Raw genomic sequence first — 19,525 nt, 5'->3', positions numbered from 1 at the left:
TTCCACTCCTTAACTATGTATATGCTTACATATATAGTTTATTGATAACGATTCTCATTGTCAATATGATTTTTATAAATTTTATAATTAATTTGAGACCTCTGAATACCTTTATCTTATATAATACGTAATGGTTTTATCATTGATTTGAATTTTAATTATTTAAGATATTAAAAAGGAGCACCTAACGTTTTTTCTCAATCTCATATAAGATCGCTGTTGTCGGTGCCCCGCTGTTTAAATATTTGATTTTATATTATGAATTGAACAAAAGGGTTCATTAAAAGAATGTATCATCGTTTCAACTTTCATATCAGTGGCATAAACTTTTTCTAAGTTTTTATTATACATCGAACGAGATAAGGCTTCATAGCTTAATTGAAATTGAATTTTATTACCGATTTGATAATGATCCTGATTGTTTAAATCGATCATTAAATGATCACTAGAGGCGCCAATAATTTGGATATCATTGGCTATAGGATTTATATGAGTTGTATCAGTATCAATGTACCCTATATCAACAATCGCTTGCAAATATGACTGTTTCGTATGGCTATTCATACGTGGTTTAATTTCTAATATTTCCGCTTCCAATACTATCGCATCTTGATACAAATGTGAAACAGGCTTGTCTGTAGTTGTATCGACACCTCTAAATAATGTTTCACCAATTCGTAATTCATTTATTTTACCTAAGTCATTATACATTGTTAACGGTAGCATACTTGAGTTTCCACCAGATACAATTTTCATGCGATAACCTATTTCTCTCTCTATGGCACTCACAAATTTATTAATCATAAAGACGTCATCTTCGATAGGTGTTCCTGATTTAAAACACATAAAATTAAATGACAGACCTATTAATTGAATATGAGATAAATTTAATATGGTTTCTATATATTTAACAACATCGTACGTTAGAACACCCTCTCTACCGTCTTTCCAATCAACCATTAATATTACTTGATGTTTTAAATTTAATTGTTCTGCTATACGATTAAGCTCTAAAATTGTATTTAATTCGGTTTGAATACTGATTTGTGCATTTTTAATCATATTATCTAACTGTGATAATTGTGTTGATCGTAGTATCGTGAATGAACAATCAAAATCAGTTAATTGTCTTATATTCTCTAATCGTGAATCTGCAAAATGAGTGATACCTAAATCGATTAATTTTTGAACAATTTGACGATCACCTGCGATAGATTTAATAACAGGTGTAAATTGTATGTGTTTAGCATCTAAAATTGTTTGAAGTACTTTGGCATTGTATTGTATTTTGGATAAATTTATATTTATATTTGCCATGTACTTACACCTCTTTTTTTATTGGATTTTCCAATTCTGTATTCAAATATTTCTTCACTTTATTTTCCATTCTCATACTTAATAATGCTTTAACTGAAATCTTTTGTCCAAATAAGACACGAGGTAAAGCTTCGGCATGATTTTTATTGTCATCAATCGCAGTTTCAATTTCTTGTTGAACTATTTTAAATAATGCCTGTTCATTCACCATGTCATATTGATTAAAATGATGAATTAATTCTGCAAGTTGGTTTTGAACAACGGCATGTTGAAACTTACCTATCACTGCTTCAATTGAATCTGCAATTAAACTTTCATTCGTAATCTCAACATCTGGTAACTTATATTTCAATGTTTGCAAATCAATACGTGAACCACCCAAATCACGGACTAAAAAGTTCATTTGGTAATTAGGGCCAAGATTAACAATAGTATTTTGCATATGTGCTTCTAAGGCAATACCGTAATCTTGAATATACGCTATTAATGGTCTTACTAACGTACTAGTATATTGACGAATAAATCGTTCTATCGATTCTGAAGTGAGTTCGTTATAAGTCCACTTAATATAACTATCAACCACGACATCGTTATCAACTGGATTACGATTCACTAAACTCGCACTTACTATAGTTGAACCTTCTTGAGTTAACACTGGCTTTTCTCTTACGATACATGCTAATTGACGAGCTAAGTCAGGGTCCACATCAACATACTCACCAAATGGCTCCGCAGCCACTTTTAATTCAGGATATATATTCAACATATCTTGCAATGCATAACTTAACTTAGGGCCATCAACCGTTGTTACAGTAGATATCGTACGTACAGCACTTGTTGCTTGTACATTGACTGGCAATTTAATATGAAATGGATGATGCAATAACTCCATCGTTCTAAATGACAATGTGGCTTTAGATTCAACTGTAAATGGGGTTGGTATTAATATTTTGTCGCTAATCCATGTTTTAAAACGTTCCCCAATCACATGGTCATATTGCCAAGGATGAACAAAGATTGCCCGGTAATCATTGATATCTAAATCGAGTGGTTTAAGAAAAGCTTGTAATTTATCTTTTAGTTCTGGAATAACTTGATTAACGATATACTGTTCATCATTTTCCATTGATGTCGTGATGATATGTGATGATGAAACGAGCATAATATGTAATGGAATAATTTTTTCAAATTCTGGTGCATAGCGACGTATTTCCTCTGTCGTTAATGGCAACTTCGTCTTAGTTAAAGGATGTGTAGGATGTCCTTCTAATACTAAACTTTCAGAGTAACTTAAATCATTTGTAGCACCATTATCTTTTATATGTTGCAACCACGTAAAAAAATTAATCGTGTCTGGCAACATTGAAAATGTCATACTTTGATGAATTAATGATGTTCTATTATTAAATTGTTTATATGATTCTACAAAGCTATCCCTACTATGGATAAGCTCATGATATAAACGCTCAGATATTTCAATATCAAAAGCATCATTCAATATGTTAAGTAAACTTTCTAAACTTGTAATTTGAATGCGTTCATCACCACATTGATAGGTGAATGCTCCATCAAATACATATCTTTCTAACATACTTTTTCTTAAAACATATGCTGTTAGAACTCGTCCATGATATTGTAATTCAATTTTTTCTGTTGTTTTATTTATTTTTGCGTCCTCAGGACATATTTGCTCTTTTAATATTGCATTTAACATTCTATGTTGAATGTTTTTATCCGCAAGTAACCACTCATTGCGTGTCATTGTGAAATTCCTCCAATTTTATGAACTCGTTGCATTAAGTAAAATATGATCGAAATGGCTACTGTACTTATTCCCATAATTAAAAATGTATTTAATACGCCAAATTTGTCAGCAAAGAAACTCATGATTAAACTTCCTAACGGTATCATGCCTCGGTCCATCATTACAATACTTAATACCTTACCCCTTTCATAATCTTTAACACTTTTTTGGAAATATACGCGATTTGTTGTTCTCGCCCATTGGCTAAATAATCCAATTAAAGTAATACAGATAAACATGATTACTAAATTATGAACAATGATACCTAATAAGGCGATGCCAAAAAGTAATGAACTAAGATAATACATTTTAACAGCATCGATATGATCGAGAATTTTAGGTAATATCACAGTAGCAATAATGCCTCCAATGGCACAACAAGTCATTGCAATACCAAATATTTCAGATTGTCCTGGGAATACATGATTAGTCAGTACCGGTAATATAGTTGTATATGAAAAGCCGGTTGCCATAATTAATAGTGATGTAAAGAAAATCTTACTGCCTTCTAAATTGCGTTTGAAATAATCCATCACTACTTTTATTGACATCTCTTTTTGATGATCCCCCATATGAGTAGCTTGGATATGTATAGGGAAACATAAAGCTACCGCTATGAGATAACAAATAGCTTGAGCTAAAAATGTCGTTGGCGCATGATAAACTGCTAGAATAACACCTGCTATGGCTGGACCAATAGAACGACAAATATTAATAATAAATGAGTGAAATGATACTGCTTGTGTTGTTGTGATTTTATTAGATAAATCTGGTAAGATCGCTTGTCTCACAGGTGTTTCAACAGCACTTAACATTCCTCGTAATGTCGCATATATTAATACAATATATACCGGAATCTGATTAAATGAGTATGTCATCACACATAGTATTGCCGTCACTAAGAATGATGAAGTTATTGTAATACGCAGTAAATTTCCTTTATCATATTTATCAGCTATAGAGCCTGCCCATACACTTAGTAACAAAATGGGTACGAGCCGGCAAAAATTAACTAAACCTAAATAAACTGCGTTATGATATGTAGTAAGTACAAACCAGTTTAACCCGATTTGCCCAATCCAATTCCCTAAAAACAGAAGAAATGAACTGGAAAAGAAAAATTTAGCCATAAATTTCACCTGTCTTTTTAATTGATAATAATAATCATTATCATTAATATGGATTATACAAATCTTATTAATTTTTGTAAAATATTTTTTTAGAGGTGAATTATGAATTTAATTAAAAACACAAAAGAACATAATTTAAAATTGACCAAAGATGAGCAAAATGCTTATCAATTTTTAAGTCAATCTCATCCAGAATGGTCTCAATACTTTATTGAAAATGTAAATATCGGTCGCGATAAAGTGACACAAAGATTAGTCACATCCATACATAGAGAAAATTTGGTAAATGGCAATGATCATAGCAGAATATTAAAAAGTAAAGATATTGAAGGTTTATCAAGCCATCGACCTGAAGTTTTAGAAATAGAATTTAAAGCATCTCACAAAAAGTTATATGCACCTATAAGTGGTAAACATGCATTTAATCGTGTAGATGTTGAAGGTCCTTTTTATTATCAATCCATAAATGATTCAATATTTTATCGAGTAGAACATCCGAATGATATTTTAGAATTGGTTTTAATTGAAGCACCGGAGTTAGACAACGAGGCGAGCGATCAATTTAAAGATGATTTAACTAACAGCGCTGCAAATATGATTTTTGCTATTAGCTATCAAGCCTATAGTATGAAAGATGAGTCACGACCTTTGTTTGATATTATTAAAAATCATGACGATAGCTATTTACGTTCAGAACAATCTGTTATTGAAGGTCATCCCCTACATCCAGGAGCAAAGTTAAGAAAAGGTATGAATTCTAGTGAGACATTTAAATATTCTCCTGAATTTGCGCAACCCATTAATTTGAAAATTATTTTGATACATCATCAATTTAGTAGAGTTCAATCATTAGCTAAATCTTATAATGACATGATGAACCAACTTTTCCCTAAAATGTATCAACAACTTCAGGATGAAGTAAAAGAATATCATGATATCAGTCTAGATGATTATCATGTGATGATTGTGCATCCTTGGCAATATGATGAAGTGCTTGCTCGTGATTATAGTAAAGAACTTGATCAACATTTGATCATAAAGACACATTGTACTTTACCGTATTATGCTGGGTTATCATTTAGAACATTGATGCCAAAAGCACCTAATGAAGATCCTCATATTAAATTATCAACTAATGTGCATATTACAGGAGAGATTAGAACATTATCGGAACAAACCACACATAACGGTCCATTAGTGACCCACATTTTAAATCAAATATTAGTTAATGACATGACATTCAAACCATATGCATCATCGGTCATTGATGAATTAGCTGGTATCCATTTTTATAATAGAAACGACCAAGACCCGATACAAACAGAGCGTAGTGAACAATTAGGTACATTGTTTAGAACCAATATTAACATTCATCTTAAGGAAAAAGGGTTAACATCAATGATTCCATCAAGTCTAGTTGCCCAATATCCATATCACCCTGAGCCGCCAATTGTGTCATTAATTAAGTTATACCAAAATCACAATGACTTCACTTCATACGATGAAGCTGCCCAAGCTTGGATGAAAGATTATAGTCATGCCCTATTAGGCTTAGTAGTGCCCCTATTAACTAAGTACGGCATTGCACTTGAAGCACATCTACAGAACGCAATAGCACATTTTAACGAAGATGGTTCATTAAATCATTTATATGTAAGAGATTTTGAAGGATTACGAATCGATCAAGCTAGATTAAATAGCATGGGTTATGCTACAAATCAATTTCACGAGAAATCTCGTATTTTGACAGAATCTAAAGACTCTGTTTTCAATAAAGCATTTTATTCAACTGTCCAAAATCATTTAGGTGAATTAATATTAAACGTTGTACAATCTGCTAATCAAGATGATTTAGAAGATTTAATTTGGAACGATATAGCGAACATCATACACCAAATTTTAGATACAATTACCGATGTTTCTAATGAAAGAATCTCTGAAATTCAAAATGTAATATTTGCTAAATCAATTGATTATAAGTGCGTGACTACCATGCGCTTAGAAGATGAAGCGCATGAATACACATATATTAAAGTAAACAACCCCTTACATTCTTAATACATGATAATAAGACATAAAAAATCCGTGAGATACGCTTTAAAGTATCTCACGGTTTCTTAATTATAAAACTAAATAACTAAATGGACAGATTATTGTAAACCTTGTCTTTCATTATTGTTGTTGTTTTGGTTGTTTTCTTTTTCATGTTTTTGTTGCCATTCTTTTTTAGTCATAACATCATCAACTTGCATGTTAACTTCTACAACTTCTAAACCAGTGATATATTTCACTTGTTCTTTAACTAAGTCAGTTACTTTACGGAAGATTTTTGGTGCAGATTCACCATATTCTAAAATAACTTTTAAGTCGATTGCAGCTTGTTTTTCTCCAACTTCAACAGAAACACCTGTAGTTACATTGTTACCGCTTGAGAAAGCATTAGTAAAGCTATCAGTGAAGCCGCCTTTCATATCTAAGATACCTTTAACTTCGCGAGCTGCGATACCAGCAATTTTTTCAACAACTTCATCAGAGAAAGTTAATTTGTTTTCAAATTGAGGTTGTTGATTTTCTTGTTGTTGCTGTTGTTTTTGTTGTTCTTGTCTTTCTTTTTCGTTAACACCTGTTTGGTTATCATACGCTTGTTTTGCTTTATTGTTATCTACTGCCATTTTGCATTCTCCTTTTTAAATAAAATTATTATTCTTTAATCTTTTTAAAACTTTCAATGAACATCTTAGAAATTAAAGTTAAATTAACTCCATCTATTTAGAAAATTCAAAAAGTCTTGTGTACGGTCTTTAATATACCCAATTCCAATTCCTATTAAACATAAAACAATAATTAAAATGGTTTTCCAGAAACCTAAAGTTAGGAATAATATAGCTATAAGTAAAAATGCTAAAAATCCGATGATTCTCCATTTGAAAGTTTTCAATATGTTAATAAGTTGTTGCGTAGAGTCTTGTCCATTTTGGTTATTATTATTAGCCATGATATCCCTCCCTTACAACACTCTTGGACCAGAAGTTTTCTGATCTTTGACGTTTACTTCTAATTTTCTTACCGGCATTTCAGTAAAGTGTTCAACATTTTGTTTAATATCAGCACGAATACTTTCTGTTAATGATGTTGCTTGAACATTGTTTGGAACAAAGTAATCTGCCTTAATATCAATAAATGATTTTTTCTTCTTGTTGTACATTTTAGTAACAACGTTAGGTTGTCTAACTTGATCATATTTAGCGATCGTGTCATAAACTGTTTTCTCAACGGCTTTTCTTGATACATAGACATGACCATCGTCAAATTCTTTGTACAATCCAGGTTTTCTATACGTAGGTTTAAATATGCTTAGTACTAATATTAAACCAATTAATATTAGCAATCCTGCTAGGCCAATCAATAGTGGTTGGAACCAATTGAATTGTAAGAAGTAATCTTGGTATTGAGAAATACGACTATCTTTAATATACATAAACAATAGGAAACCAACGATGACTACAATAAGTAGGCCAAGGATAAAGTTTTTAAGTCTTTTCACCTCGTATGACACCTCCTCAATTAGTATTATATTTTTTAGTATCACACAAAATGAGTACCCTATTATAAATAAATCAAAACCAATAATTTAAAATTTAATAATCAGTTTTTATATTTAATTAAGTACTACTTATATGGTTTATTCCCATTTAATTGCAATCGAAAACATTTATTTTAAAAAATCTAAAAACTTTTTTTATCTTTCGAACTTTTATATTCTAATACAACGGAATCTCTATCTTTGACTAATATTTTATTACTTGGTCGTGGTTTTTCTTCACCTAGTGATTTAAATAATGACCATATCATTAAAATAATGACAATTGAAAACGGCAACGCTGCTATAATAAGTAAGTTCTGTATTGCTTGTGTTCCACCTGTATAAATCATGATAATGGCAAATAAAGCCATAATGATTCCCCAACTGACCTTTACAATTGAAGATGGATTAATATCGCCTTGTGAACTGAGCATTCCTAATACGTAAGTCGCTGAATCTGCAGATGTAACAAAGAAAATCATAATTACGATTAACGTAATAATACTTAAAATAAATCCAAGTGGATAATGTTCTAGTGTGGCAAATGTAGCAGTTTCAGTTGCTTCTTTTGCAATGTTAGCAATTTTATTGTCTTGCAAATACATTGCAGATGCACCGAAAACAGCAAAGAATATAAAGCAAACTAATGCTGGGACAAACAATACGCCCAAAATAAATTCTTTAATAGTACGACCTCTTGAAACACGTGCAATAAATATTCCTACAAATGGTGCCCAGGATACCCACCATGCCCAATAAAAGGTCGTCCAATTTTGTAACCATTGGAATTTTTGATGACTTGATGGGATTCTTAAACTCATACTAAAGAAATTGGCTATATAATTACCTAATCCGTTCGTAAACGTATTTAAAATATAAAGTGTTGGACCCACAATAAATAAACCAACTAATACAATAAACGCTAACGCCATATTAATGTTACTTAGTGTTTTAATACCTTTATCGATACCTGACCAGGCAGACCAAGTAAATAAAACTGTTGCAATCACAATTAAGACCACTTGTGTACCAAAATTATTTGGTAGATGAAATAGAAAATGAAGTCCTTCATTAATTTGTAAAGCACCAAAACCTAATGTCGCAGCTACGCCTGTTACAGTAGCGATCACCGCTAATACGTCAATGGCACCTCCTATAGGACCTTTCATGGCCTTTTCTCCAAATATTGGGACTAGAGTTGCACTTACTAAACCTGGATAGCCTTTATGAAAGCTAAAATAAGCAAAGACTAGTGCAACAATGCCATATACTGCCCATGCATGAATACCCCAATGGAAAAATGAAAATTGCATGGCATCGTTGATTGCAGTTTGTGTACCTGCTTTATGCAAAGGTGTTAGTTTAAAAGCATGACTAATAGGTTCAGCTGTTGTCCAAAATACTAAACCAATTCCCATACCAGCACTGAATAACATTGCAAACCATGATGGTAATGAGAACTCTGGATCTTCACCTTCTTTACCTAAAGTAATTGATGCATACCTAGAAAATAGTAAATACACACATACTATTAAGATTAGTAGCACTAATAATAGGTAATACCATGAAAAGTTAACCGCTATAAATGAAGTAATATTTTTAGTAACGGTTTCTAATTGTTTTGGTAATATTGCACCATAAATAACAAATAGTGTACAAATGGATAATGCAACCCAAAATACGATGCTAATAGATTTATCCTTCATATGTAAAACACTCCCCCTTTTTTATATCTTTCATATACCCTAGCTACTTACTCCCAATCATATTTTATTTATTTTCAATTTGTATCAATTAATATTTTAATAATTTGTTAAATTTAGATTGATCTATAGATAAATTAAAAAACCTGAGACACGATGTCTCAGGTTTTAATCATATATACCTATTTTGTTGCTTAATAATTCCAGTTAATTCGACGTTTAATATCTATTCATTTCGTCCTAATTAAATTGCTTCTTACTCTATGATTCAATTTTTCGAAATAACTTCCCATAAATAATTAAATGTTGATTACTAACTTACCTATCATTGTATGACTTTCTAATATTTGGTGTGCCTTATAAAGATTGTCTACTGTTAAACCTTCAATCACCTTAGTAGTTGTAGGTTGATAGACACCCTGCTCTATTTTTATTGCAATATCTTTTAAGTAATCATGATGCTTAATCATATCTCTAGTTTGATGAACAGGTCTCGCAAACATAAACTCATGAGAAAATGAAATACTTTTTGACTTAAGTAGATTTAAATCTTGTTTTTCATTAAAAGCTACAATTGTCGCAATATGTCCTCTTGGTCTTATTAAATCAATCATCGTTTCATAATACATATCCGTATTAAAAGTACAGAATATATAATCCACTTCTTCAATGCCTTGTTGAGATAATTGCTGTTTTAAATCTTTTTTATGATTGATTACAATGTCTGCCCCCATGTCGTAACACCATTTCTTTGTTTCATCTCTAGACGCAGTTGTAATGACTTGTAAACCATAGTGATGTGCAATTTGTGTTGCAATACTACCTACACCACCAGCACCATTAATAATTAATATAGATTTACCTTCATTGTCTTTTGAACGTTCTGAAATATTGAAGCAATCAAACAAAGTTTCTGATGCGGTAATTCCAGTTAATGGTAAACTCGCTGCTTGTTCATCTGAAACATTTTCAGGTGCATGAGCGACTAACTGTTCATCTATTAATTGATATTCAGCATTTGAACCATGTTGGATAGGTGAACCTGAATAAAACACTCTATCTCCTTCTTTAAACATAGACACATTCTTTCCAATTGATTCAACTATACCAACAGCATCAAATCCTAAAATTCTTGGTGAATGAGATACTGGCAATTGCCTTTGTTTAGTGTCGACGGGATTTACACTAATACTATTTACTTTCACTAAAATTTCAGTGTCCCTAGGTTGTGGTAGGTCTATGTCATATGCTTTAAAGTGGTTCCCTTCACCTAAGTTAAATGGTTGTTCAAATCCTAATGCTTTCATGCTGCAATCACCTCAAATTGGTTTAAATTAAACGATCTACCTCGTTATTAATATATACTTTTTTATTCAGGGTCTGCTACTTTAATCACTTGCTTCCCAAAATTGTCACCTGTAAAAAGATTTCTAAATGCTTCTGGTACTTTGTCAAACCCTTTAGCCACAGTTGTTTGCGTTTTTATTTTATCTTCACGAACCCATTCTGCTAATGCTTCACTCGCATTTTTAAAATCATTTGCAAATTCGGCTACCAAGAAACCTCTCATCATAGCTTGTTTTTTAACTAACGTGCCTTGTATTCTTGGACCAATGTCGTCTTCAGGATGATTATATGAAGAAATAGCACCACACACAGGCACACGTGCAAAGCGATTAAGATGTTTAAATACTTCATCTGCAATAGCTCCACCAACATTTTCATAATATACATCCACGCCATCTGGTAATGCTTGTGCTAAATTCTCAGCGAAATACTCATCTTTGTAATCAATACCGGCATCAAAACCTAATGTATCAGTTAAATAATTGACTTTATCAGGTCCACCAGCGATGCCTACCACACGACATCCTTTGATCTTAGCAATTTGACCTACCACAGAACCTACGGCACCTGAAGCTGCTGAAACAACAACTGTTTCACCTTCTTGTGGACGTCCAATATCTAATAAACCATGATAAGCTGTTTGGCCTGGCATACCTAGTACACTTAAATACAATTCAAGTGGTACTTCTGTAGATGGCACAACATTAACTTTGTCACTAGTAACTGTATTATATTTTTTCCAAGGTAGCATACATGTAACGATATCGCCTTCTTGGAAACCATCCGCTTCTGAAGTAGTTACTTGAGCAACGATATGACTTATAATTGGTTGTCCTACTTCAAATGGTTGAACATAGGAGTCACCTTGTGACATTCTACCTCGCATATACGGATCAACTGAAATATACAATGTTTTTAATTGTATCTCACCACTCTGTGGATCTTTAGTTTCTATTTCTTCGTATTTAAATGTATCGTCCTGTGGCATACCATCAGGATATTTATTAAAAATAATTTGTTCATTATTCATCGAATCATCCTTTTTCAATTTATTAATACTACCATAATACCTCAGTTCAAGATGTCGCAATCATTTCGTCTGAACTGTATAATATGAATCAATAAATGAGATCAAAATTGGAGATGCATTCAATTATGAAACTAAGTATTTTAGATTACGTGCCTATTTTTGAAAATAGAAATGCTTCTGATGCACTGAATCATAGTATCGAATTAGCACAACTTGCAGAACAGTTGGGATATGAAAGATATTGGGTAGCAGAACATCACCAAGTTTTATCAGTAGCATCAAGTGCACCAGAGATGATTATGATGTCTCTGTTAGAACAAACGAATCATATACGTATTGGAAGCGGTGGTATCATGATGCCACACTATAGTCCATATAAAGTAGCAGAACAGTTTAAAATTATGGAAGCACGACATCCAAAACGTGTAGATTTGGCTTTAGGTCGCTCTAAAAGCTATCCAAATGTTTTTGCAGCATTGAACGAAAATAAAAATCAACCACTACAATTCGAAACTCAATTAAATGACTTACAAAAATATTTTACTGATGATGTTACTAAACCACATCGATTTCAAACTTTAATTGCAACCCCACAAATAGATAGTTATCCTGATATGTTTATACTTGGAATGAGTGAACGAAGTGCGAAACTAGCAGGTAGAAAAGGATTGCCTTTTGTCATAGCACAGATGGGTCAAGCATCACATCACCTTCAAGCGGCTATTAAAACGTATAAATCTACTATATATCAACACTATGGGGAACAAGTAAAACCATATGTTATATTAGCAACCTTTGTCATTACCGCAGAAAATCAAGACAAAACTAATCAATTACTAAATGCCTTTCATTTATGGTTAATACGGATTTTTTATGCTAATCAACCTAAATCTTATCCTTCAATTGATACAGCTAAAAATCGACAATGGTCTGATAGAGAACTTAAGAAGATGTCATCCAACGCAAACCGTGTGATTAGTGGGTCACCTTATCAAATAAATGCTCAGTTGAAACAACTAAAAAATGATTATAATGTTGACGAAATAATGATTTTGCCACATGTATATGGAGAAGCGAATCGAAAAAGGCTATTAGAATTAGTAATGGAATACTGTGAATCATAAGAAACTATACAAATAAAGGTACAATATCCAACTAAGTTACATTATCGTTTCTTTCAATCTATAAATGAAAAGAAATACTCGATTTGAACGTATGGAAATTGTACCTTTTAATTATTTAGACCAAAGAAATTCTATTATTTCATTGGCTACTTGTTTATTTTCATGTAATTGGCTATGTTGTGCTGACTTTCCAGTATATTTAGATTCTTTATAACTACTCACCGAATCTCCTATTAAATATTTTAAAGATTGAGATGAAGCATTTGAAACACGCCCATCAGAATGTGTTCCACCTTTTAAGTCTCCAAATATATTTAATACGTTAATATCTTTATTTTTATAACTATCTTTAAGAGATAATAATGCTTTGTAATTATCAGTCATTTTACTTGGCTTACCATTATGATCAACCGTAATTTCATTTACCTTTTCATTTAAATTTAAAACGCCATTGAATGTCCCAGCAATATTAACTTCTTTATTTAATTGAGGTACGTCTTTATCTGTACCATACATTTTCATAAAGTATGCAAATGATAAATTCCCCATTGAGTGACCTACAAAATTATACTTTTCAATCTTATATTTTGATTTAAGGTTTGCTAATACATTTTTAATATTTTTAGCGTTTTGTTCTGTGTCACCATTTTTATTATCTTCCATCTCTACCTTGATTATAGGATTGACAGCATTGTCTTTTAGATTCCCCTTAAAATTGACATTTCCATTTTTAGATACCCTAGCTGTGATGACATTATTAGTTACACCTTGCTTTACAGCTTGATTTACCATATATTTTTCTGAGTTTGCACTCCCACCATAACCATGCACAAATATTGTACCAGTATGTGATTGTTTAAAATGTTGTGTATCTACTTTCGTTGCATGTTGTTGACGTACAACTATCGCTAATGCGACTATAATCAATGCGATGATTAAAATACTAATCATTAGTAGCCATTTTGACTTCATCAAATTACCTCTTTTTCATATATTTCATTCAGTATATAGTATTTTTTCAAATCACGCACATAAAAAACAAGGTGCATCAAGATGACACACCTTGTAAAAAATACTTTATTTGATTTCTCTTGTTTCAGCTAATTGTTTGTACCAATAAGCACTTTTCTTTGGATAACGTTCTTGTGTATCAAAATCTACATAGAATAATCCATATCGTTTTTCATAACCATTTGACCATGAGAACACATCCATTAATGACCATAAGAAATAACCCTTAACATTAGCACCATCTGCAATTGCATCTGAGATAACGTTTAAATGTTGTTTAATATAATCAATACGTGCATCATCATGAACTGTTTTTTCAGATTCTATAAATTCATCTTTATAACCTAAACCATTTTCAGTGATATAGATTTTATGATAATTAGGATAGTCTTTGACAACACGCATAATTTGGTCATATAAACCTTGTGGGTAAATCATCCAATCCCAATCTGTTCTTGGAACATCGACATCAAACTCTCTTTGTCCGACACCTTTTAATTGATATTTTGATCCGCCTTTATCACCAGTTGAGTTATGCGTAATTAGACATTCTCCATCGTAAGCTTTCATCCAATCACTCATATAGTAGTTAATACCTAGGAAGTCATTTAAATCTTTAGCTGCATCTAAAATTTGGTAATCTTCATCTGTGATATCTAACTTGCCACCATTCACAGAAAGTATATGTTGAACACCTTCCATTGTTTCTCTTGAATATTTACCTAAATATGTTGCATCTAAAATAAATTTATTATGAATGATATCTTCTAATTCTGCTGCTTTAACATCTTCTGGATTATTAGGATCTAAAGGATATTTAGTAGGTAATGCATGTACAACGCCAATTTCACCGTTATATCCACCATCTTTAAATAGCTTTACTGCTTTGGCATGTGCCACCATCATATTGTGATGAGATTGAAATACTTTTCCAAAGTCATATGTTATACCTGGAGGAAACTTACCAACTAAGTATTGACCATCACCAATAGGACCAATTTCATTAAATGTTGTCCAGTATTTTACTTCAGGGAATTCTTTAAAACAGAATTCTGCATAATCTACAAAATAGTCAATCGTTTTACGATTTAAAAAGTCACCATCTTTATGAAGTACTTCAGGTGTATCGAAGTGATGTAACGTTACAAATGGTTCTACATGGCGTTTATGACATTCGGCAAATAGTTTATGGTAATATTCAACGCCTTTAGGATTTACGTCACCATATCCTTTTGGAAAAATTCTAGACCAGGCGATAGATATACGAATACCATTCACACCAAACTTTTCACTTAATTCTAAATCTACTGGATAACGATGATAAAAATCACTTGCAGGTTCTGCAGTATACCAGTAATTTTCTTCTAAATAAGTATCCCATGCGACACGTCCTTTACCATCCGTTTGAGTTGCTCCTTCAGCTTGATATGCGGCAGTCGCTCCACCAAAAATAAAATCTTCAGGTAATTTTTTAGTCATTATGAAAAACGCTCCTATCTAATCTTCAAATTGTTTTTGTACAAATGCTAGTGCTGCTTGTCCATCACGCGTTAAATTAATATACTCAACACCTTGAGTTTTAACTAACTTGATACCTAATTTGTCAGTGTCTTGTTTGATATCTTCATAGTTTGAAGCCACTTGAGGGGCTAAAATAATCAACTGATAATCTTTCCTAATATCCATATGTGCACCGTAGCCACCAGCTGCAGCTTTGACAGGAACATTAAATTCTTCAGCTGCTTTATTTAATGCATTGGCTAATAATCCACTTGTTCCTCCACCTGCACATAGAACTAATACATTTGTTTGTTGTTTAATATTGTTTGCTAAGTCTGTTGTAGCTTCAGTACCTTTGTTTGAATGTGATGCTAAAATAGCATCTGCTTTTTTAGTATCAAAGTTAGCTGCAACTTTATCTTGTAACTCACTATTACTTTCCTTAATGCCGGCTTCTTCTTCTAGAATTTCATTATCATAAACTTTTAAGAACGGATAATAGATAATGATATCAACAACGATTAATACTACTGCAAGCACGAATGATAACAGTGCAAATTGCGTACCCATGACAATACCTAATGGTGCAGGTGTAGTCCATGGTAAGTTAACTGAGAAACTATTCATTCCTAAAACATCAACGAAGAATTTAAAGATCCATACGTTTACAATTGGTGTTAATACAAAAGGTATAAAGAATACTGGGTTTAAAACTAATGGCGCACCAAACAAGATCGGCTCATTTACACCAAAGAATGTTGGTACAACAGATGCTCTACCAATAGCTCTGTTACGTTTAGATTTAGCTACCCACATAAACATAAATGGAACAACTAATGTAGCACCTGTACCACCCATTGTTACGATAAACATTTGTGTACCAGATGTAATTACATTATTAGCATGTTCGCCTGCTTGAATTAACTTAAAGTTAGCTTCAATATTTGCATATGTAATAGCAGCAATTGCAGGTTCTACGATAGAAGGACCGTGGATACCTACAAACCAGAATAATGCAAAGGCACCAAAGATAATTGTGATTCCAATCCAACCATTAGCTGCTGTAAATAACGGTTCAAATACTTTAAGTACCGTTTCTGCTACATTCGTTTTAATAGTTGCTCTAATTGTTAAATCAATACCATATAATATTAAAATAACTGCTGAAAATGGAAAAATATCTTTGAATACTTGTGAAATATTCGGTGGTACTTCTTTAGGCATTTTGATAGTAATGTCACGTTTAATAAAGAAGTTATAAACAATCACAGTGATAAATGCTGAAATAAAGGCTGTTAATAATCCTTTAGTTCCTAAAAACGCATTTAAAAATCCACCTTCTTTAGCAGGATCGGCTGCTAAGAATAAGAAACCACAGATTGACGCAAGCATAGTTGAAATAAAGTTGATTTGGTTTGTACTTTCAAGCTTACGGTTATACGAATCTGTAAGTGATTTAGCTGTCGTACCAGCTACAAGTAATGCTACAAGTCCCATTGTATAGTTATATGGTTTCATCAAGATGCCTTCCATCTCTTTATCCCATTTGAATCCAAATACATTAGGTACAAAAGCGATTAGTAAGAATAAACTTGAGAATAAGATGACAGGCATTGCTAAAATAAACCCATCACGAATAGCTCTTAAATAAATGTTTCTTGATAACTTTTCAAAAAATGGTTTACCCTTCTCAATCTGGGCAATTAACTTTTTCATCAAGGTCTTCACCCTCTTTTATATAATTCTATTAAATGTGACATGACATCTTTTAATAAAATCGTAGTCATTAAATGGTCTTGACCATGCATCATTGTCACACTATATGCGATATCTTCTCCTTGAGCTTCTTTAGCTAAAAGACTAGTTTGTGCTTTATGCGCATCTGCAATAAGGCTTTTACCTTCTTCAATTAAAGCTTCAGCTTTGTCGAAATCTTTATTTTGTGCGGCTGTTAATGCTTCTAAAAACTTAGAACGTGCATCTCCCGCAAATGCCACAATTTCAAATCCAATTAATTGTACTTCTTCTCTATTCATGAGCGCTATACTCCCCTCAAATCAATGTCATTTATTTCCAAGATGTTGCTGTTTTAGTAAGTACTTTGTTAAGATCATCGATATTTTTAAATCCAGTTGTACGTAACCACTCACGAGCTGCTGCTTCACCTTGTTCAATATATACTTGAACAGCACCTGCCCATGTAGCACGTCCACAAAGTACACCATTAAATTTGGCACCTGCTTCATGTGCAAATTTTAATGTTTCTTGGAATAATTCGGCAGATACACCAGCACTTAAATAAATGTATGGTAAATTTGTTGCAGCCTCTTGATCTCTGAAATGTTGTGCCGCTTCTTCTTTAGTATAAACAACCTCTCCATCTGCAAAGCCTTCAACATATTTCATATTTACAGGTACCTCTACTTTTAATACATCAACGTTGAAACGAGGTTCAGAGAATAATTTCATAGCTTCATTCACTTTTCTAGGTTTCACTTTTGCAAATTCAACACTACCGTTATCTGAAATATTGTCATCATATGATAGAACTTCTAAGAAGAATGGAATATCTTCTGCAACACATTCTGAACCGATTCTTTCGATATAAGCTTGCTTTTGAATATTGATTTGTTCTTCATCATCAACGTCATAATATAATAAGAATTTAACTGCGTCTGCGCCTTGTTCTTTTAGTCGTTTTGCTGACCATTCAACTAAACAATCTGGTAAGCGGCCTTTAGCATTTACGTCGTAACCAGTTTTTTCATAAGCTAATAATAAACCACAATTTTTATTTCTTGCTTCTGTTGCAGGTAAGCCATATTCTGGGTCAAGTAAGATAGATGAAGCATATTGAGTTAATTCTTCTGCTACTAAAACTTTTAATTGTTCAATTTGTTCAACTGTCGGCTCACCAGTTTGATATTTAGCCATCATACGTTTTAAAGCACCACGTTGGTCAAATGCAAGTGCTGAAATAACACCTTGTTCATTACTTAATTGTGAAATTGCTGCCGTTTTATTTTGAGTTTTTACCATTATTTACACCTCTAATAATTCAATTTGATGATACAAATCATCATAATTATTTAAATTGACATATCCAGTACGTGATTCTTGAGCATTCAACATACCTAATGTATTCGCCTTTTTAAGTAGTTGCTCATCACTCTCACGATTTAACAATGCAGAAGCGATACCAGCTACTGTAGAGTCACCTGAACCAACTGGGTTTAATACTTCGATAGATGGAATATTAACTTTATAGAATTGATTATGATGCTTAGCAAACATACCTTTAGCACCTAATGACACAATAACCCATTCAATATCATTGAAAATGGGATTGTTAAGTGCTTTCTTAAGTCCTTCTATACTTTCATCCACTGGTTGATTTAAAAGTTGATATAGTTCATCTATATTAGGTTTTATGACTGTTGGTTTGAATGACGAGTGTATAGATGTCATTAATGTGTCACCAGAACTATCTAGTATGACTGGTAATTGATGTTCATGACATTTCTCAATAATCTTTGAATAATAATCCTGATTTAATCCTTTTGGTAAGCTACCTGATATGGCTACAACATCTATTTTTTTAATTAATGTATCAACGTGTTTTAAAAAATTAGCCCCTTCTTCTTTACTAATCGTAGGACCTTGTTCTAAAATTTCTGTTTGCTTTCCTTGATGTAGTACTGCAATACAATTTCTCGTTGGCTCATTAATTTTGAAAAATGAATGTTTAATTTGTGAATCGTCTAATTGATTTTCAATAAAATCTCCTAATGGACCACCTAGTAATCCACTAGCAGTAACTGGCTCACCTACTTGACTTAATACACGTGTCACATTAAGACCTTTACCACCTGCTGTTTTATCAATATTTGATACTCGATTAACTGTATCGAGATGAAACGCTTCAATTGCATATGAAATATCTACTGATGGATTTAATGTTAGTGTTAATATCATA

General features: G+C 32.3%; 17 protein-coding genes. 2 read left to right on the top strand and 15 right to left on the bottom strand.

Annotated elements, in window-relative coordinates; all coding sequences use genetic code 11:
- Positions 1–237: 237 nt before the first annotated feature.
- The 3 genes from ssp1_RS03580 to ssp1_RS03570 are packed head-to-tail and all read right to left on the bottom strand — an operon-like array spanning position 238 to position 4,251.
- Entirely contained in the window at positions 238–1,317 is a 1,080-nt protein-coding gene (locus tag ssp1_RS03580) for an alanine/ornithine racemase family PLP-dependent enzyme (RefSeq protein WP_075778656.1), read from the bottom strand.
- A gap of 4 nt (positions 1,318–1,321) precedes the next feature.
- Positions 1,322–3,079, bottom strand: a complete 1,758-nt coding sequence (locus tag ssp1_RS03575; RefSeq protein ID WP_118828118.1) for an IucA/IucC family protein — start codon at positions 3,077–3,079, stop codon at positions 1,322–1,324.
- Positions 3,076–4,251 carry an MFS transporter gene (locus ssp1_RS03570; RefSeq protein WP_107536179.1) on the bottom strand — a complete coding sequence of 392 codons (1,176 nt, stop codon included), beginning with the start codon at positions 4,249–4,251 and terminating at the stop codon, positions 3,076–3,078. The genes ssp1_RS03575 and ssp1_RS03570 overlap by 4 nt, the downstream gene beginning before the upstream one ends.
- A 102-nt stretch (positions 4,252–4,353) precedes the next feature.
- Here ssp1_RS03570 and ssp1_RS03565 point away from each other — a divergent pair, with 102 nt between their 5' ends.
- Positions 4,354–6,309, top strand: a complete 1,956-nt coding sequence (locus ssp1_RS03565) for an IucA/IucC family protein (protein WP_075778659.1) — start codon at positions 4,354–4,356, stop codon at positions 6,307–6,309.
- A 92-nt stretch (positions 6,310–6,401) separates the two neighbouring features.
- Here ssp1_RS03565 and ssp1_RS03560 read toward each other — a convergent pair whose 3' ends face one another.
- The 6 genes from ssp1_RS03560 to ssp1_RS03535 all read right to left on the bottom strand — a co-directional run bounded on the left by ssp1_RS03560 (position 6,402) and on the right by ssp1_RS03535 (position 11,914).
- A complete protein-coding gene (locus ssp1_RS03560; protein WP_049424644.1) occupies positions 6,402–6,923 on the bottom strand; it encodes an Asp23/Gls24 family envelope stress response protein in 522 nt (173 codons plus the stop codon).
- 83 nt (positions 6,924–7,006) lie between these two features.
- On the bottom strand, positions 7,007–7,246 hold the full coding sequence (locus ssp1_RS03555) for a DUF2273 domain-containing protein (protein WP_002450482.1): 240 nt from the start codon (positions 7,244–7,246) through the stop codon (positions 7,007–7,009).
- A 12-nt stretch (positions 7,247–7,258) separates the two neighbouring features.
- On the bottom strand, positions 7,259–7,795 hold the full coding sequence (gene amaP, locus ssp1_RS03550; protein WP_002450483.1) for an alkaline shock response membrane anchor protein AmaP: 537 nt from the start codon (positions 7,793–7,795) through the stop codon (positions 7,259–7,261).
- Positions 7,796–7,977: 182 nt separating this feature from the next.
- Entirely contained in the window at positions 7,978–9,540 is a 1,563-nt protein-coding gene (locus tag ssp1_RS03545) for a BCCT family transporter (RefSeq protein WP_118828117.1), read from the bottom strand.
- Positions 9,541–9,836: 296 nt separating this feature from the next.
- Complete coding sequence (locus ssp1_RS03540) at positions 9,837–10,844, bottom strand: zinc-binding alcohol dehydrogenase family protein (protein WP_075778416.1); 1,008 nt, start codon at positions 10,842–10,844, stop codon at positions 9,837–9,839.
- Positions 10,845–10,906: 62 nt separating this feature from the next.
- The gene (locus tag ssp1_RS03535; RefSeq protein WP_075778417.1) at positions 10,907–11,914 is read right to left on the bottom strand and encodes an NADP-dependent oxidoreductase; all 1,008 of its coding nucleotides are present in this window, start codon (positions 11,912–11,914) and stop codon (positions 10,907–10,909) included.
- A 125-nt stretch (positions 11,915–12,039) separates the two neighbouring features.
- On the opposite strand from ssp1_RS03535, the gene ssp1_RS03530 reads away from it, so the two are divergent.
- On the top strand, positions 12,040–13,038 hold the full coding sequence (locus ssp1_RS03530) for an LLM class flavin-dependent oxidoreductase (protein ID WP_075778418.1): 999 nt from the start codon (positions 12,040–12,042) through the stop codon (positions 13,036–13,038).
- A gap of 111 nt (positions 13,039–13,149) precedes the next feature.
- Here ssp1_RS03530 and ssp1_RS03525 read toward each other — a convergent pair whose 3' ends face one another.
- The 6 genes from ssp1_RS03525 to lacC form a co-directional block, all read right to left on the bottom strand.
- Complete coding sequence (locus ssp1_RS03525) at positions 13,150–14,010, bottom strand: alpha/beta hydrolase (protein WP_075778419.1); 861 nt, start codon at positions 14,008–14,010, stop codon at positions 13,150–13,152.
- 105 nt (positions 14,011–14,115) lie between these two features.
- Positions 14,116–15,528, bottom strand: coding sequence for a 6-phospho-beta-galactosidase (gene lacG / locus ssp1_RS03520; RefSeq protein WP_075778420.1), 1,413 nt, complete (start codon positions 15,526–15,528; stop codon positions 14,116–14,118).
- A gap of 18 nt (positions 15,529–15,546) precedes the next feature.
- Entirely contained in the window at positions 15,547–17,268 is a 1,722-nt protein-coding gene (locus ssp1_RS03515; protein ID WP_118828116.1) for a lactose-specific PTS transporter subunit EIIC, read from the bottom strand.
- A 5-nt stretch (positions 17,269–17,273) separates the two neighbouring features.
- A complete protein-coding gene (locus tag ssp1_RS03510) occupies positions 17,274–17,585 on the bottom strand; it encodes a PTS lactose/cellobiose transporter subunit IIA (RefSeq protein WP_002450492.1) in 312 nt (103 codons plus the stop codon).
- 31 nt (positions 17,586–17,616) lie between these two features.
- Entirely contained in the window at positions 17,617–18,588 is a 972-nt protein-coding gene (lacD, locus tag ssp1_RS03505) for a tagatose-bisphosphate aldolase (RefSeq protein WP_075778422.1), read from the bottom strand.
- 3 nt (positions 18,589–18,591) lie between these two features.
- On the bottom strand, positions 18,592–19,524 hold the full coding sequence (gene lacC / locus ssp1_RS03500) for a tagatose-6-phosphate kinase (RefSeq protein WP_002450494.1): 933 nt from the start codon (positions 19,522–19,524) through the stop codon (positions 18,592–18,594).
- Position 19,525: the final 1 nt, after the last annotated feature.

The sequence above is a fragment of the Staphylococcus sp. M0911 genome (assembly GCF_003491325.1).
GTDB lineage: Bacteria > Bacillota > Bacilli > Staphylococcales > Staphylococcaceae > Staphylococcus > Staphylococcus warneri_A.
This window is presented reverse-complemented; position numbering and strand designations above follow the sequence as displayed.

Excerpts from the sequence above, each read along its gene's own strand:
- ssp1_RS03565 (WP_075778659.1), top strand. The coding sequence starts at position 4,354 with ATGAATTTAATTAAAAACACAAAAGAACATAATTTAAAATTGACCAAA.
- ssp1_RS03540 (WP_075778416.1), bottom strand. The coding sequence starts at position 10,844 with ATGAAAGCATTAGGATTTGAACAACCATTTAACTTAGGTGAAGGGAAC.
- ssp1_RS03575 (WP_118828118.1), bottom strand. The coding sequence starts at position 3,079 with ATGACACGCAATGAGTGGTTACTTGCGGATAAAAACATTCAACATAGA.
- lacG (WP_075778420.1), bottom strand. The coding sequence starts at position 15,528 with ATGACTAAAAAATTACCTGAAGATTTTATTTTTGGTGGAGCGACTGCC.
- ssp1_RS03535 (WP_075778417.1), bottom strand. The coding sequence starts at position 11,914 with ATGAATAATGAACAAATTATTTTTAATAAATATCCTGATGGTATGCCA.
- ssp1_RS03555 (WP_002450482.1), bottom strand. The coding sequence starts at position 7,246 with ATGGCTAATAATAATAACCAAAATGGACAAGACTCTACGCAACAACTT.
- ssp1_RS03560 (WP_049424644.1), bottom strand. The coding sequence starts at position 6,923 with ATGGCAGTAGATAACAATAAAGCAAAACAAGCGTATGATAACCAAACA.
- ssp1_RS03545 (WP_118828117.1), bottom strand. The coding sequence starts at position 9,540 with ATGAAGGATAAATCTATTAGCATCGTATTTTGGGTTGCATTATCCATT.
- ssp1_RS03580 (WP_075778656.1), bottom strand. The coding sequence starts at position 1,317 with ATGGCAAATATAAATATAAATTTATCCAAAATACAATACAATGCCAAA.
- ssp1_RS03510 (WP_002450492.1), bottom strand. The coding sequence starts at position 17,585 with ATGAATAGAGAAGAAGTACAATTAATTGGATTTGAAATTGTGGCATTT.
- ssp1_RS03530 (WP_075778418.1), top strand. The coding sequence starts at position 12,040 with ATGAAACTAAGTATTTTAGATTACGTGCCTATTTTTGAAAATAGAAAT.
- ssp1_RS03570 (WP_107536179.1), bottom strand. The coding sequence starts at position 4,251 with ATGGCTAAATTTTTCTTTTCCAGTTCATTTCTTCTGTTTTTAGGGAAT.
- lacD (WP_075778422.1), bottom strand. The coding sequence starts at position 18,588 with ATGGTAAAAACTCAAAATAAAACGGCAGCAATTTCACAATTAAGTAAT.
- lacC (WP_002450494.1), bottom strand. The coding sequence starts at position 19,524 with ATGATATTAACACTAACATTAAATCCATCAGTAGATATTTCATATGCA.
- ssp1_RS03525 (WP_075778419.1), bottom strand. The coding sequence starts at position 14,010 with ATGAAGTCAAAATGGCTACTAATGATTAGTATTTTAATCATCGCATTG.